This window comes from Amycolatopsis sp. A133, from assembly GCF_031082405.1.
Taxonomy (GTDB): domain Bacteria; phylum Actinomycetota; class Actinomycetes; order Mycobacteriales; family Pseudonocardiaceae; genus Amycolatopsis.
Genome location: NZ_JAVHJU010000004.1, coordinates 42,801 through 57,898, shown reverse-complemented (window position 1 = coordinate 57,898; position 15,098 = coordinate 42,801). Strand labels below are relative to the sequence as shown.

Below are 15,098 nucleotides of genomic sequence, written 5' to 3'. Positions count from 1 at the left end.
CCGCGCCGGTCAGCCGCCCGCGGGCAAGCCCGCCCACGCCTCGGTCAAGCTCAGCGGGCGCAGCGACAGCGTGTACTCGTACGTGGTGTCGGCCGCCACCTGGCTCTTCTCCCGCACCGGGTTCGGGGTGTCGCCGACGCCGGTGACCGCGTGGTCGGCGTGCAGGGTGAACCAGCCGCGGTTGCGCTGCAGCTGGAACGGGTACGCCGCCCGGTCCAGGTCGTCGTACGGCGTGACGCTGACGTCCTTCGCCCCGCTCACCAGCAGCCCCGACTGCCGGCCGTCGGTCAGCAGGGCCCAGCGGGTGTCGGTGTGGTTGCCGTGGTCCTGCGGGCGGTGGTAGTCGACATATTGCTCGTCCACTGTGGACCGGTTGACCGCGATCGGCGTGCCGTCCCGGCGGTCGGGGTAGCTCTCCGCGGTCCGGCCGTACCAGGCGAACCGCCGGAAGCTGTCCGGCACGCCCAGCGACACCCCGATGCGCGGCAGGTAGTCCAGCGTGCGCAGTGTGCCCTGCGGCGTCACCTGGTGCCCGAGGTGCAGCACGCCCGCCGAGTCCACTGTGTACGTCATGGTCTGGTCGAACCACGCGCCCGCGACGTCCGGCGCGGCCACCCGGCTGTCCACCACCACGCGGACGCTGGTCCGGTCCGGCCGTTCCACGCGAACGCCGGTGACCGTGGCCTGGAGGCGGTCGAGACCGCGGTTGCGCCAGTCCTCGCCCTCGGCCCGGCCCCACGCGAACGTCTCGTTGCTGATCGGGGCGCGCCACGCGTCGAGCTTCGGGCCGCTGACGAGCAGTTCCTTGCCCCAAGACTGCATCGATGACAGCGTCCCGGTGTGCTTGTCCACCCGGTAGGCGACCGGCCCGGCCGAGGCGGTGACCGTGTCCGCGGTCTCCCGCGCCGTCACCAGGCCCCAGTCGAGGGGTGCCTTGTCGAGACCGGGTACGCGGGTGCCGCCGAGCGGGAACTGGTCGTGCGCCAGGACGTGGCCCGCGGGCAGCATCGGCCGTCCGGGCTTGACGACGGCCTCGACCGTGAGGAAGCGCTCGCGGTCGCCCGCCTTGACCGGCAGGGGGATCCGGCCGGTGGTGGCCGCGGCGACGCGCAGCGGCTGTTCGCCGCTCGCCACCGTCTTCGACCCTTCGGTGACGCGCCACTTCAGGTGGACGTCGGAGGTGTCGCTGAACTGGCGCTCGTTCGTCACCGACAGCACACCGTCGGCGTAGGCGAAGCGAAGGGGCTGGTGCGCCCAAGCCATCTGCGCGGTTTCCGGTTGCGGCTTGCGGTCCGAGCCGATCAGACCGTCCACACCGGACAGGCTGGAACCGTAGGACAGGTACGTGCCGCGCTCGGTCACGCTGTCGAAGTCGAGAGCCAGCACCGCCCCCGGCACCGGCGCCGGCCCCGCGAGTTCCGCCGCGGTGAGCGCGCGGTCGTGGATGCGGACGTCGTCCACCAGCCCACGTGCCAGCCAGCCGATGGTCGACGGGTCGTTCCACGACGTCTCGAAGTCGCGCCCGATGTTCACCTCGGCCGACGACGGGTCGATCGGGCCGCTGAACGCCTTCTGCGCGACCTCGCGGCCGTCGATGTACAGCCGGAGCGCGGCGCCGTCGTAGGTGCCGCTGACGCGGTGCCAGTTGCCGTAGAAGTCCGCGGGAACCGGTGCCTGGACCGGGATCCACGTGCCGCTGTGGACGAAGAACTCCAGCGTCGTCTCGTTCTTCATCTTCAGGGAGTACTGGTGGTCGCCCTTGGTGATGATCGGGAATTCGCCGGTCCACTTGCCGGGCTTCACCCACGCGTCCAGGGTCACCGCGGTCCCGGTGAGGTCCAGCCTGCGGTCGCGGTAGACCTCGGCGAAGTCGTCCAGCCCGGACAGTTCGAGGGCTTTCCCGCGGTGGCCGTCGACGAGCTTCGCCGCGCCGGACAGGTGGGTGGAGATGCCGTTCCCGGAGACGTCCGGGACGAGGCGCACCGGCTGCCGGAGGTTCTGCTCGGCCCAGTCCCAGATGAACCCGCCCTGGGTCTGCGGGTTCGCGCGGATGATGTCCCAGAATTCGCGGAAGTTGCCGAGGCTGTTGCCCATCGCGTGCGCGTACTCGCCGAAGATCAGCGGTTTTGTGGTCTTCTTCGCCTGGTCGGCGAACTTCTCCGGCGACGGGTAGCGCGGGCCCCACACGTCGGCGAAGGGCGCGTCCCCGTCGGGGTTGTTGGACTGGTGGTAGATCGGGCGCGTCGGGTCGTTGGCGCGCAGCCAGTCGGCCATCGCGTAGTGGTGGGCGCCGAGGCCGGCTTCGTTGCCGGTGTCCCACAGGAAGACGCTGGGGTGGTTCTTGTCGCGTTCCACCATGCCGATCAACCGGTCCAGGAAGGCGTCCCGCCACTCCGGCTGGTTCGCCTGGCACCACTTGGCGCAGTTCTCGTGGTTGTGCGTCTCGATGTCGACCTCGTCGTCGATCCAGAGGCCGTGCTCGTCGGCGAGCCGGTAGAAGTACGGATCGGACGGGTAGTGGGAGGTGCGGACCGCGTTGACGTTGAGCTGCTCCATCAGCGCCACATCGCGTTCCTGCGCCCGGCGCGGCACGTGCCGGCCGTGCTCGGGGTCGGTCTCGGCGCGGTTGACGCCCTTGAAGAGCACCCGCTTGCCGTTGACCAGCAGCTGCCGGTCGCGGATCTCGATCTCGCGGAAGCCGGTCGTTTCGCGGGTGATGTGGGTGATCCGGCCGTCCGGGCCGGTGAGCGTCAGCACGGTGGTGTAGAGGTTCGGCGTCTCGTCGGTCCACTTGGCCGGGTTCCGGACGGGCAGGGTGAGGGTGACCGCCCCGCCGGTGTCGCCGACCTCGACGTCCCGGGCGGCGGTCCCGACCTCCCGGCCGGCCGCGTCGCGGAGGCTGAGCCCGACGGTGTGCTTCCCGGTGGTGCCGCCCGGTTTGCGGGCGACCTCGACGGCGGCGGAGAGGACGGCGTCGGTGTAGGTGGCGTCCAGGTCGGTCCGCAGCGTCACGTCCCGGAGGTGGGTGGCGGGCGTGGACGTCAGCGTCACCGAGCGGAAGATGCCCGCGTACCGCCACTGGTCGTAGTCCTCCAGGTAGGCGCCCGCGCTCCAGCGGTGCACCTGGACGGCGAGCCGGTTGGGGCCCGGCCGCAGCGCGGCGGAGATGTCGAACTCCGCCGGCGTGTAGCCGCCCTGGTCGTAGCCGATGTACCGGCCGTTGACCCACACGAAGTACGCCGAGGTCACGCCGTCGAAGCGCAGGGACGTGCGCCGCTGCGCCCAGCCGGCGGGCAGGTCGAAGTCCCGGGTGTAGGCGGCGGTCGGGTTGACGTCGCGGGGCACCCGCGGCGGCGCGTCCGGCTGGATCTCGGTGGCGATGTTGCGGAAGACCGGGTGGTCCAGGCCGTCGGTCTGCCAGGTGTGCGGCACGGAGACCTCGCGCCAGCCCGACGTGTCGTACCCGTCGGCGTGGAAGCCCGGCGGGACCTGGGCGGGGTTGCCGGCCATGGCGATGCGCCACTTGCCGTCGAGCGTCTGGGTGAACGGCGTCTGTTCCCGTCCCCGGACGGCGGACGCAACATCGGCGTGCGGAGCGAGGAACGCGTGCGGCGGCTCCTGGCCTTCACCGACCTTCCCCGGATCTTCCAGGTAGGAGTAGACGTCGTCCGGCGGCGCCGGCGCGGCGTAACCCGAACCGGCCGGGACCAGGACGCCCGCGAGAGCCACCAGAACCACACTCAGAGTGCGCAGCCGCACGGGAGGAACCTCCATGTTCCGACATGATTCGGACAGAAGCCAACAAAATGGAACATCACCGCAGCGGCACGGTCAAGGGGACATTCGGTGCATGGAAAGCGAGTTCTGCCGCGGCCCGGACGTCACTTTCGTAGGGAAAGTGATCCGGAGGTGAGCTCTCCGCATCGGGACGTACGGGAACCCCGTTTCACTCGGGTGCGGGCAGGGCGGCTTCGGCGGTGACGCCGTCGGGCCAGGTGAGCGTGACGCGGTGACCGCCGCGGCCGTCCTCGGCGATCGTCGGGACGGGGTCGGGATCAGCCGGGCCGCCGCGGTCCAGGACCACCACCGCGGCGAACACCCTCCCCGGTTCCGGCGGCCCCTCGGTCGCGACGAACGGGATCGCCGTCCACTCGCCCAGCGGCGACGTGCCGGACTCGACCGTCACGTCCGCCGTGGTGAAGCCCTGCAGCGGACGCACTTCCGAGCGCAGGTCCGGTGTCCGCGCGGCGGCCACCCCCGGATCGGTCACCGGCCGCGTCGCGGCCGCCACCGGCCACCCGCTCAGCCGCAGTTCCCGGACCGGGCCCCCGTCGCCGTCCACCCGCGCGAACCGGACCTCCATGCCGCACCGCACCACCGAAGCCACGGTCAGCACCGGCCCCGGCACCACCGGCCCGCTGCGGCCGGAGCCGTGGTCCGGTGAGTCGTCGGCCGCCGTGCCGACCCAGCGGACCCGCCCCTGCGACGCGGCCGCCAGCACCCCGCCCGGCAGTTCGGTGGCGTAGCACGTCGAAAACCCCGCCCGGTGGCTCGCCCGGCCGTCCGCGTCGAGCACGGCCACCGTGTTGTCGGGAACCGAAGCGAGCGGGAACGTCGCGGTCGAGTAGCCGAGCCGGGCGTAGAGCGGCGAGTCGCCGCGCTGGTCGCCGGGGCGCGCGTGGTCCGTGCCGTGGTTGACCACCAGGGCGATGCCGTCGCGGCGCCGTCCCGACACCAGCCAGCCGGGCGCGGCGACGACGCGGGCGACGTCCCCCGTCTCGATCGGCAGCGGCTCCTCGACGTCCGTCCACACGGGATGGTGGGCGGGCAGGGCGAGCCCGAGCAGCCCCTTCGCCGCCCAGTACGGCGAACCGGGCCCGGAGTACGCCTGGCGCATGGCGGGCCAGGCGTGGTGCCAGCCGAGGCTCAGCAGGCCGTCCGGCTCGCCGGCACCGGCGAAGTGCCGGACCATCCCGCCGGCCACCCGCCGGGTCAGGCCCGGGGACAGGTGCGAAGTCCCGGTGAGCGCGCCGGTCCAGAACGGCGCCGCGGCGGCGAAGCGGTAGACCAGGCTGCGGCCCTGCAGCAGGGGCGAGCCGTCGGTGCCCACCAGCCGCACCGCGTCGTCGAGGTAGCCGCGCAGGTCCGCCGCCCACCGGTGGCGCAGCGAGCCGGGGCACAGGGTGCCGGTGACGTCGAAGAAGTGCGTCCACAGCAACGGGTACAGGTGCAGCGCCCAGCCCGTGTAGTGGTCGTAGGCGCGCTCGTCGCCGTCGCTGAGCCAGCCGCCGGGCCGCCGCAGCGACGCGTGCACGGCGAGGTCCTCCTCGACGTCCGCCGCCGACCACGGGCCGCCCGCCTCGCGCAGGAACGACTCCACGACGATCCGGAACCACACCCAGTTGATCGGCGGGTAGGGCTGTCCGATCACCGTGGCGAGCCAGGCGACGACCCGGTCGCGGACGGCGTCGGCCAGGCGGTCCCACAGCCACGGCCGGGTCAGCTGGAGCACCAGCGCGATCGACGCGGCCTCCACTTTGGACTGGCCGAGCTCGTCGGGCCGGGGCCACGCCTCGGGCGAGGCCGGGTCGGTGCCGGCGGCCAGCCCGCGCGCGTAGTGCTCGAGGACACCGCCGGGATCCGCGCCGCCCTCCCCGGCGACGCGGAAACCGGCGATCAGGAACGTCCGGGCGAACCCCTCCAGGCCGTCCGAGACGCGGCCGTTGCGGCTGGCCGGGCCGGGCAGGTCGATCCGGGCGCCCGCGGGGGAGCGGTACCGGCCCGCCGCCGCCAGCAGCCGGTCCGCGTACGCCGCCCAGTGCCCGCGGGTCCAGCCGGTGTACGGCGACAGGCGCCGGTCCTCGGCGGTGGTCATGCCTGCACGGCCAGGGAGTGCCGGGTCACCGGGGCCCGGGGTGGGAGACCGGTGGCGTAGCGCTCGAGCTCGCCGAGCGCCTCGGCGCTCATCCGGCGCGTCTCCGAGCCCAGCGAACCCGCGATGTGCGGCGTGAGCACCACGTTGGGCAGGTCGTAGAGCGGGGAGCCGGCGGGCAGCGGCTCCGGCTCGGTGACGTCGAGGACGGCGTGCAGGCCGCCGTCGGCGCAGGCGTGTTCCAGGGCCGCGGTGTCGACGAGCGCGCCCCGCGCGGTGTTGATCAGCACCGCACCGGGCGGCAGGGCGGCCAGCTCCGCCGCGCCGATCATGTGCCGGGTTTCCGGCAGCGACGGCGCGTGCAGGCTCAGCACGTCCGCCCGGGGCAGGGCGTCGGCCAGGGAAGCGGGCTCGGCACCGGCCGCCCGGATCTCGCGCACGTCGGCCACCGGGTCGACGACGAGCACCCGGGCCACGTCCAGCAGCCGCAGCAGGGCGGCGACCCGGCGCCCGACGCGGGAAAAGCCGACCAGCACGACCGTGCGGTCGCGGCCGGACAGCTCGCCCCGCTGGTCGCGGTAGCTCCAGTCCTCCCGGAACTTCCGGGCGTCGGCGGCCAGGAACGGCACCTTCTTGAAGGCCCACAGGATCGCGCTCAGCGTGTACTGGGCGACCGGCTCGGCGTTGGCGTCGGCGGCGGTGGTGACCAGCAGGCCCCGGTCGAAGACCGCCGCGCCGACGTGGTCGCGGACGCTGCCGGCGGCGTGCAGCACCGCCCGCAGGTGCGGCGCGGCCCGCAGGACCGCGTCGTCGAGCGGCGGACAGCCCCACGACGTGATCAGCACCTCCACCTCCGCCAGCCGCGCGCGCACCGGCGCCGAGCCGAGCTCGTCGGTGCACAGCGGCTCGCCCAGCCGGGCCGTGGCGCGCAGCCGGGCCAGTTCCGCGTCGCCGAACTGCAGCCGCATCGTGTCCCGCGCCATCACCAGCAGGGTCTCCGGGCGGCGCGTCACTTGACGCTGCCCGCCGCCAGCCCGGACCGCCATTGCCGGTGCAGCAGGACGAACGCGACGACCAGCGGCAGCACGGCCAGCAGGGAGCCGGTGACGACGAGCGGGTTGTACTGGGGGAACTGGGTCACGCGCGTGCTCCACTGGTAGAGGCCGAGGCTCATCGGGAACAGCTTCGGGTCGGTGAGCATCACCAGCGGCAGGAAGAAGTTGTTCCAGATCCCGACGAACTGGAACAGGAAGACGGTCACCAGGCCGGGCCGCATCATCGGCAGCGCGATGGTGAAGAACGTCCGCAGCTCGCCGGCCCCGTCGGTCCGGGCGGCTTCGAGCACCTCACCGGGCACCGCGGCCTCGGCGTAGACGCGGGCGAGGTAAACCCCGAAGGGGTTGGTCAGCAACGGGATGAACACCGCCCAGAACGTGCCGACCACCTCCAGCTGCGAGGCGAGCAGGTACAGCGGCAGGGCCAGCGCGGTGGTCGGCACGAGGACCCCGGCCAGCGTCATCGCGAACAGCGCGCGGCGGCCCGGGAAGTCCAGTTTTGCGATCGCGTACCCGCAGGCCGCGCAGATCAGCGAGCCGAGCACCGCGCCGAGGCCGGCGTAGAGCAGCGAGTTGCGGATCCAGGCGAGGAAGACGCCGTTCTCCTGCGTGAACAGGGCACCGAGGTTCGCGCCGAGGTTGAACTGCCCGAACTCGAACGCCCCGGTCGTGGAGAAGTCGCCGACGGACTTGGTGGCCGAGGTGACCAGCCAGATCAGCGGCAGGACCGCGTACAGCGCGGCCAGCACCAGCAGGACGTGCACGACCGTACGCGACGTCCACCGCGAACCTGCTTTCCGGGGGTTCCGGGTGGCGGAGCCCCCGGCCCGGGGCGAAGCCTCGGATGTCGCAGCGGCAGGGGACAGGGTCACCGGGACCTCCGGGCGGACAGGCGCATGACCAGCGCCGAGAGCAGAGCGGAAACGAGCGCCAGCAGCACGGACGCGGCGGCGGCACGGCCGTAGTCGTTGGCGATGAACGCGGCTTCGTACACGTACAGGCTCGGGGACCAGGTGCTCGTCACCGAGCCGGTGAACCCGCGCAGCACCAGGGGCTCGGTGAACAGCTGCAGGGAGCCGATGACGGTGAACACGAGGGCGACGAACATGGTCGGCCGGATCATCGGGACCTTGACCGACCACGCCGTCCGGAAGCCGCCGGCGCCGTCGGCGCGCGCGGCCTCGAGGACGTCACGGGGAACGGCCTGCAGCGCCGTGTAGAAGATGATCATGTTGTAGCCGACCCACTGCCAGGTCGCGATGTTCACGATCGAGGGCAGGATGCCGGTCTTGCCGAGCGGGTCGAACGGCAGGAGCGCGGTCAGGCGTGAGTTCGGGCTGTACAGGTAGGCCCAGATGAGCCCGGTGATCACGGTCGGGACCGCGTAGGGCAGGAAGACGGCGAGGGACCACACGCGCTTGAGCTGCACGACGGCGGAGTCGATCAGCAGGGCCAGCAGGAGCGCGAGGCCGAGCATGATCGGGATGTGGACCAGGACGAACAGGGCCACGTTGCCGAGACTGGCGTGGAACGCGCTGTCGGTGAGCACGTCGACGTAGTTGCCGAGGGCGACGAACGCCTGCGTCGGACCGGAGAAACCCAGTCCCGACAGGCGATCGGTGAACAGGCTCAGGTAGAGCGCGTACCCGATCGGGACGAGCACGGTTGCCGTCAGCAGGAGCGCGAACGGGGCCGCCAGCACGAGGCCGGCGCGGCCGCGGCCCCGCCGTTCGCTCGCCGAAGCGCCGGGACGGCCCGCGGACGCCGGCACGCTCGCGGCGCGCTCGGGGGTGAGGACGGTCATCAGGCTTTCCCTTCCAGCACGGTCAATCCCCGTTCGCGCAGCTCGGCGACGGCGTCGGCCTGCGTCTGCCGGACGGCGGCGGCGAGGGTCGTGCCGCCCGTCTTCACCCCGCCCATCCGGTCGACGACGGTGGAGAAGATCCGCAGCGCGTTGGGGCCCCACGTCCAATCCGGGACGCGCCGGGCGGCTTCGTCGAGCACGTCGTACACCGGGGCGCCGAGGAAGTACCCGCCCTGGTAGGCCTTCCGGGCGATGTCCCGGCTCGGCAGGTAGCCGGGGAAGGGGGTGGTGAACGTGGTGCCGATCCTGGCGACGGCGGGGTCGGTGCTCAGCCAGCGCAGGAACTCGACGGCGGCATCGGGCACCTCGCTTTCGGCGGAGACGGCGAACGCGCTGCCGCCCTGCACGCCGTTGGCCGGGGCGCCGTGCCACGTCGGCATCGTGGTGACCGCCCACCGGTCCTTGTCCTGCGGAACGGACTTCACCAGGGAGCCGACGCTCCAGGAAGCGCCGAGCAGGCCCCACAGCCGTCCGGTGTGCATCGCCCCGATCCAGTTCTGGTCGCCGGTCGGGGCCGTCGCGACCAGGCCGTCGCGGATCATGCCCTGCCAGTAGTCGGCGGTGCGCAGCGTCCCTTCGCCGTCGATGTCCACCCGCCACGAGCCGCCGTCGACCCGCCACCACGGATCGCCCGCCTGCCAGCACATCCCGGCGAAGAACGAGCCGTCGTTGAGCGGGAACGTCGTCACCCGCGCCGCCGGGTCGGCCTTCTTGACCGCCTGCGCTGCGACGCGGAACTCGTCCCACGTGCGCGGCACCGCGATCCCGTGCCGGTCGAAGAGGTCCTTGCGGTAGTAGAGCACCATCGGGGCGAGGTCCATCGGCACGGCCCAGGTGCGCCCGCCGGGCCGGACGCCCTGCCAGGCCGCGGGGGAGTAGCCGCGTTCCAGGTCCGCCAGGTCGCCGGTGAGGTCGCGCAGCCCGCCCGTGGTGAGCAGCTGCGGCAGGCCCTGGTACTCGGCGTGCAGGATGTCCGGTGCGTTGTGCGCGCGCAGGGCGTTGGTCTGCTGGGCGTAGCCGCCCTTGAGCCCGGACGCGATCACGTTGAGCTCCACCGAAATGTCCGGGTGCGCGGCGTTGAACGCGGCCACGTACTTGTCCATGCCGGTGAGCCAGGACCAGAGGCGCACGCGGGTGGCGCCGGACGCCGTGGTCGTCGATGCGCAGCCGCCGAGCAGGCCGCCGGCCGTGAGCCCGGCCGTGGCGGACAGGAACGTCCGGCGGTTCAAACCCGCCGATCCCCGAAGCGTCATTGCTCCTCCGTCGAAGTGATGGCTGCCACTGTCGGCGTGTGCCATAGTGCGAGTCAACAATTTGCGTCAAAAGCGATCACAACCGATCAGAAGGGAAAGGAGCCGCGGTGTTGCGGCAGCGGCTGAGCGCGCTCTTCGACGGCCACCCGGCGGTGCGAGCCGCCGTCCCCGACGTGCGCGACCGGCCGGTCTGGGCCGCGGCCGACGGAACCGCGCTGCTCGCCGACGCTCGCGCCCTGCTCGCGCGGCCGGCGCCCGTCCTGACGGCCACGGCCTGGGCCCGGACGTTCCGCGACGGCGTCCGCACCGAGTACGAAGACGCCGCTCGCGAGCTCCGCGAACGCGTGACGGTCCTGGTGCTGGCCGCGGTGCTGGCGCCGGACGAGCCGGCGTTCCTGGACGGCGCGATCGACGGGCTGGTCGCGCTGGCCGAAGCGACCACCTGGTGCTGGGCGCCGCACGACCGGCACGCGGCCGCGCGGGGCGAGGTGCTGGCCGACCCCGACGATCCGTTCCTCGACCTGGGCGCGGCCGAAGTCGGGGCCCTGTTCGCCTGGGCCGACCAGGTTCTGGGCCCGCACTTCGAAAGCCGGGCGCCGGGACTGCGCCGTCGCCTGCGGCGCGAGGTCGAAGTGCGGGTCCTGACGCCGTTCGAGCGCATCCGTGATTGGCACTGGCTCGGCCTCGACGGCGACGCGCACAACTGGAACCCCTGGATCCACAGCGCTGTCCTCACCGCCGCGCTGCTGCTCGTCCCCGACGACGACCGGCGCCTGCGGCTGGTGCGGCTGGTCGTCGAAGGGCTCGACCACTACGTCGCCGTGCTGCCCGACGACGGCGGCATCGACGAGGGCGTCGCCTATTGGTGGCACGGCGCCTGCCGCCTGCTGGAGTGCCTCGACCTCCTGGCCGACGCAACCGGCCTCGACGCGCGCGATCTTCCCGTTTTGGCGCCGCTGATCCGCTTCCCGCACCGGATGCACCTGGGCGGCGACGCGTACGTCAACGCCGGCGACGCCCCGGCCCGCCTGCCACTCGCCCAGCCGTGGCACGTCCTGCACCGGTGGGGCGAGCGGTTCGGGGACGACGACGTCCGCGCGCACGCGGTGAGCCAGGCGCGGGCGAGCGGGCGGCCCGTGTGGCCCCAAGCCGGTCTCGGCCGGGCCTTGGCCGGTCTGGCCGATCCGGGCTGGCGGACGGCGCTGGCGGGGAACCCGGACGGTCGCTGGCTGGCCCGCGAACAATGGCTGCCGCGGGTGCAGGTGCTCGTGGCCCGGGAAACGGCGGGCACACCGCGCGGGCTGACCGTGGCGGTCAAGGGCGGGCACAACGGCGAGCGGCACAACCACCTCGACGTCGGGTCCTACTGGGTGGCGGTCGAGGGCGTGCCGGTGGTGGCGGACGCCGGCCAGCCGACCTACACGGCCGGCAGCTTCGGGCCGGACCGGTACCGGGCCTGGCCGTTGCGCAGCGAATGGCACAACGTCCCGGAACCGGGCGTCCCGCAGGAACCGGGGGAGGCCTTCGGGGCCCGGGACGTCCGGGTGGAGCTCACCGCGGCCGAGTCCACGCTGTCCGCGGACCTCGGCGGGGCCTACCCGGGACTTCCGCGCTGGATCCGGACCGTGCGGCTGGTTCGCGGTCCCCGCGCCCACGTTGTCGTGGAGGACGAGGAGACCGTCCGGCCGGTCCGGCTGCGGCACGTCCTCGCCGGTGACGTCGAGCTGGGAGAGGGCGAAGCCTTCGTGTCCCTGGGCGGCCGGCGGGTCCTGCGGCTGAGCTGGGATCCCCGGCACACGACCGCGGAACTCGAGCAGCGGCCACTGGACGACCCCCTGCTGCGGGCCGCCTGGGGCGAGCACCTCAGCCGGCTCACCCTGGTGGTGCACGGCGGCCCGGCGCGGGTCCGGGCGGAGCAGGTCCGGTGATGCTCGCCTCCGAACGGCACCAGCTGATCCTTTCGCTGGTGCGCGAGCACGGCGCGATCCGGCTCGCCGAGCTGGTGGACCGGCTGGGCGTCACCGCGGTCACCGTGCGGCGGGACGTCACCGAACTGGCCGACCGCGGCCTGCTGACGCGGGTGCACGGCGGCGTCACGCTGACCCGGCCCCGCGGCGGTCACCCGGAGCACGGGCGCCCGGCTTCGGCGTTCGGCCCGGTCGCGCACGGCACGCTGGTCGGCATGGTCGCGCCGTCGGTGGAGTACTACTGGCCGCCGGTGATCCAGGGCGCGCAGTCCACCGTGGCCGCGGCGGGCGGCCGGCTGGTCCTGCGCGCGTCCAGCTACGACGCGGCCGAGGACCGCCGTCAGATCACCACGCTCCTCGAACGCGGCGTGCAGACGCTGCTGGTCGCGCCGGCCACGAGCGGCCGCGGCGCGCTGGACCTGCTGCGCTGGCTGGGTTCGCTGAGCGTCCCGGTGGTGCTCGTCGAGCGCCTGCCGCCGCCGGAGCTGCCGACGCTGGCGCTGGACGCGGCGACCACGGCGCACGCGCTCGGCGCGGGACTGGCCGTCCGGCACCTGGTTTCCCTCGGCCACCGCGGGGTCGGGCTGGTCACGTCGCGGTCCAGCCCGCACAGCCCGGCGGTGCGCACCGGCTGGCGGGAGACGATCGGCTCGCTGGGCCTGGACGCGGCCACCGCGCTGGATCTCGACGTCCCGGCCTACGGTTCCCCCGGCTGGGCACGGGAGTACGACGCCCTGCTGGACCGCTGCCGCCGGGCCGGCGTCCGAGCGCTGCTGGTGCACGCCGACCGCGAGGCCATCGGCTTGATCGAACGAGCCCGCGACGGCGGCATCGCGGTGCCGGGCGAGCTGGCGGTGGTCTCCTACGACGACGAAGTCGCGGCGGCGTCCGACCCGCCGCTGACCGCGGTGTGCCCGCAGAAGCACCGGCTCGGCGCGGTGGCCGCCGAGCTCGCACTGGCCCGGCTCGCGGACACGACCGAGCGGCCCGTGCACCGCCTGCAGCTGTGGCCGACACTCGTGGTGCGCGAATCCTGCGGAAGCGCGCCCGAATCACGGGAAAAGTGAAATCTTCGAATTCGAATGGGTCGTCTTCGGCGGCGAAGATGCCCCGCCCCAATGTGGCGTTGGTTGCGTTCAACGCACCCAATGTGGCGTTCGGTGCGTTGAACGCACCGAACGCCACATTGGGGCGCTTGGGGGAGTCAGGAAGCCGAGAGGCGGCGGAGGGCGGCGCGGGTCGTCACCGCCGTGCCGAGGGCGACTACGAGCACCGTGCCCGTCACCAGGACCCGTGGCGCCGAGGGAATAGACGTCCGAGGCGAAACCCGGGCTGCTGCCCCCGGCCACCTCCGGGGCGGGGAAACCGCCGGTGGCGGCTCCGAAGCCGGCGATCTTGGCCGTCCCGTCGCCGGTGAGCAGCACGGTGGCCGGGCCGAGCCGGCGGTGGAGGATGCCCTCGGCGTGCGCGGCCGCCAGCGCCGACGCCAGCTGGGCGCCGAGTGCCGCGACACGCTCCGGCGGGAAGCTCCCGTGCCGCTCGACCAGCTCGGCCAGCGTGCGGGTCGCCAGGTCCTCCGTCACCACGTACGGCGTCAGGTCCTGCTCGAAGACGTCGTGCACCACGACGACGTGGGGGTGGTGCAGCCGGATGGCCACGCGCGCGTCCCGGATCGCCTTGGCCCGGACGCGATCGGAATGGGCCGCGTCGAACGGGCACCCCGGCGGGAGCCGCCGGACGGTGACGAACCGGTCGAGCAATTCGTCCCTGGCCCGCCACACCGTGCCGCCGGGATACCGGTCGGCGGGTTCGAGCAAACGGTACCGGCCGGCCAGTGCTGCCTTTTTTGCTGCCACCCGTTGTTCCCCTGTCGACGTCGACGGCCCTCGAAAAGGAATACGGCCGGGAACGGGACCGGGTTCGGTCGGCGGGACGATTTTTCGCGGAGTTTTTCAGGCCCGGGACAACGACGGCGCTTCCCGGACGGCGGGGGCGGCCGCGGTGCTTTCGCCGTCGACGAGCACGGGGGTCACGACACCGGGCTCGGCGATCGGCCCGCCGTCGAGCTGGTGCACCGCCCGCCGGACGGCCAGCTCCCCGAGTTCGCGGGCCGGGACCACGACCGCGGTCGGCCGGATCCGCTGCCGGCCGGCCACGGTGTCCGAGCACACCGCGACGACCGAGACGTCGCCGGGGACCTGCCGCCCGCGGTGCTCGAGGGCGGCCATGACCAGCGGGAGAGCGGTTTCGTCGTGGACGACCAGCGCGGTCGGGCCGCCTTCGGCGAGCAGCTCGTCCAGGCCGTGGCCGACGTCTTCCGGTGTCGGGGCGCACGGCCGGGAAACCGCTTTCACGCCGCGCTCGCCGGCGGCGGCCCGGAAGCCTTCCCCGAAGCCACGCAGGTACCGGAGCCGGTGGCCCGGCAGCTTGGCCGACGGCCCGAGGTGGGCGACCGAGCGGTGGCCGAGGTCGGCGAGGTGGGTGAGGCAGGCCCGGCCGGCCGGGGTGAAGTCGAGCGTCACCGACGCCAGCCCGCGGTGCTGCCCCGGCGCGCCGATCAGCACCGCGGGACGGCCGGAGGCCAGCAGGACGGGCACGCGCGGGTCGTCGTCGCCGGCGTCCAGCACGATCACCGCGTCGGCCAGCGCGGCCGCGGTCACCCGGTGCAGGCCCGCGGTGCCTTCGTCGTCGGTGATCAGGAGCAGGTCGAACCCGAGTTCGCGGGCCGCGCCCGCGGCCGCGGAGAAGAACTCCATCTCCAGGCCCAGGTGCCGCTCACCGTGCAGCGGCACCGCCACCGCGAGGACGCCGGCGCGGGATGCCGGCGAGCCGCCGCGGCGCCGGTAGCCGAGGGTGCGGATGGTCTCCTCGACCCGGCGGCGGGTCGCGGGGGAGATCGTGCGCTTCCCGGTGATCACGTAGGACACGGTGCTCGCGGAGACACCGGCCGCGTTCGCCACGTCGGTGATCGTCACCGCGCCGCGGCCGCCGCCGGCCGGCTCGTCCGCCACGTCGCGGATTTTCGTCATCTTCGTGAGGACTTTCTCGAGGCCTATTGTCCGGTCCGTTGTCCGGCTGGAAGTTAGC

Annotated in this window: 10 protein-coding genes; 2 read left to right on the top strand and 8 right to left on the bottom strand. The window is 73.3% G+C overall.

Going from position 1 to position 15,098, the window contains the following annotated elements; genetic code table 11:
* Positions 1–9 precede the first annotated feature (9 nt).
* From Q5425_RS04650 to Q5425_RS04625, 6 genes are all read right to left on the bottom strand, one after another.
* Positions 10–3,759 (bottom strand): glycoside hydrolase family 2 TIM barrel-domain containing protein, encoded by a 3,750-nt coding sequence (locus tag Q5425_RS04650; protein ID WP_308670829.1) that lies wholly within the window; start codon positions 3,757–3,759, stop codon positions 10–12.
* A gap of 187 nt (positions 3,760–3,946) precedes the next feature.
* Positions 3,947–5,875 (bottom strand): DUF2264 domain-containing protein, encoded by a 1,929-nt coding sequence (locus Q5425_RS04645; protein ID WP_308670828.1) that lies wholly within the window; start codon positions 5,873–5,875, stop codon positions 3,947–3,949.
* Complete coding sequence (locus Q5425_RS04640; protein WP_308670827.1) at positions 5,872–6,885, bottom strand: hydroxyacid dehydrogenase; 1,014 nt, start codon at positions 6,883–6,885, stop codon at positions 5,872–5,874. The genes Q5425_RS04645 and Q5425_RS04640 overlap by 4 nt, the downstream gene beginning before the upstream one ends.
* Complete coding sequence (locus tag Q5425_RS04635) at positions 6,882–7,691, bottom strand: carbohydrate ABC transporter permease (protein WP_308670826.1); 810 nt, start codon at positions 7,689–7,691, stop codon at positions 6,882–6,884. Before Q5425_RS04635 ends, Q5425_RS04640 begins: the two co-directional genes overlap by 4 nt.
* A 104-nt stretch (positions 7,692–7,795) precedes the next feature.
* Positions 7,796–8,731 (bottom strand): sugar ABC transporter permease, encoded by a 936-nt coding sequence (locus Q5425_RS04630; protein ID WP_308670825.1) that lies wholly within the window; start codon positions 8,729–8,731, stop codon positions 7,796–7,798.
* Entirely contained in the window at positions 8,731–10,044 is a 1,314-nt protein-coding gene (locus tag Q5425_RS04625; RefSeq protein WP_308670824.1) for a sugar ABC transporter substrate-binding protein, read from the bottom strand. The genes Q5425_RS04630 and Q5425_RS04625 overlap by 1 nt, the downstream gene beginning before the upstream one ends.
* Positions 10,045–10,151: 107 nt before the next feature.
* Here Q5425_RS04625 and Q5425_RS04620 point away from each other — a divergent pair, with 107 nt between their 5' ends.
* Together Q5425_RS04620 and Q5425_RS04615 are read left to right on the top strand one after the other, a co-directional pair.
* Complete coding sequence (locus Q5425_RS04620; protein ID WP_308670823.1) at positions 10,152–11,972, top strand: heparinase II/III family protein; 1,821 nt, start codon at positions 10,152–10,154, stop codon at positions 11,970–11,972.
* A complete protein-coding gene (locus Q5425_RS04615) occupies positions 11,972–13,078 on the top strand; it encodes a substrate-binding domain-containing protein (protein WP_308670822.1) in 1,107 nt (368 codons plus the stop codon). The genes Q5425_RS04620 and Q5425_RS04615 overlap by 1 nt, the downstream gene beginning before the upstream one ends.
* A gap of 69 nt (positions 13,079–13,147) precedes the next feature.
* Here Q5425_RS04615 and Q5425_RS04610 read toward each other — a convergent pair whose 3' ends face one another.
* Positions 13,148–13,867: a protein kinase domain-containing protein gene (locus Q5425_RS04610; RefSeq protein WP_308670821.1), complete on the bottom strand. Its 720-nt coding sequence runs from the start codon at positions 13,865–13,867 to the stop codon at positions 13,148–13,150.
* A gap of 96 nt (positions 13,868–13,963) precedes the next feature.
* Complete coding sequence (locus tag Q5425_RS04605) at positions 13,964–15,040, bottom strand: LacI family DNA-binding transcriptional regulator (RefSeq protein WP_308670820.1); 1,077 nt, start codon at positions 15,038–15,040, stop codon at positions 13,964–13,966.
* Positions 15,041–15,098: the final 58 nt, after the last annotated feature.

Bases quoted from the DNA above. Each gene is read 5' to 3' on its own strand.
- Q5425_RS04605 (WP_308670820.1), bottom strand. From the start codon at position 15,040: ATGACGAAAATCCGCGACGTGGCGGACGAGCCGGCCGGCGGCGGCCGC.
- Q5425_RS04625 (WP_308670824.1), bottom strand. From the start codon at position 10,044: ATGACGCTTCGGGGATCGGCGGGTTTGAACCGCCGGACGTTCCTGTCC.
- Q5425_RS04630 (WP_308670825.1), bottom strand. From the start codon at position 8,731: ATGACCGTCCTCACCCCCGAGCGCGCCGCGAGCGTGCCGGCGTCCGCG.
- Q5425_RS04645 (WP_308670828.1), bottom strand. From the start codon at position 5,875: ATGACCACCGCCGAGGACCGGCGCCTGTCGCCGTACACCGGCTGGACC.
- Q5425_RS04615 (WP_308670822.1), top strand. From the start codon at position 11,972: ATGCTCGCCTCCGAACGGCACCAGCTGATCCTTTCGCTGGTGCGCGAG.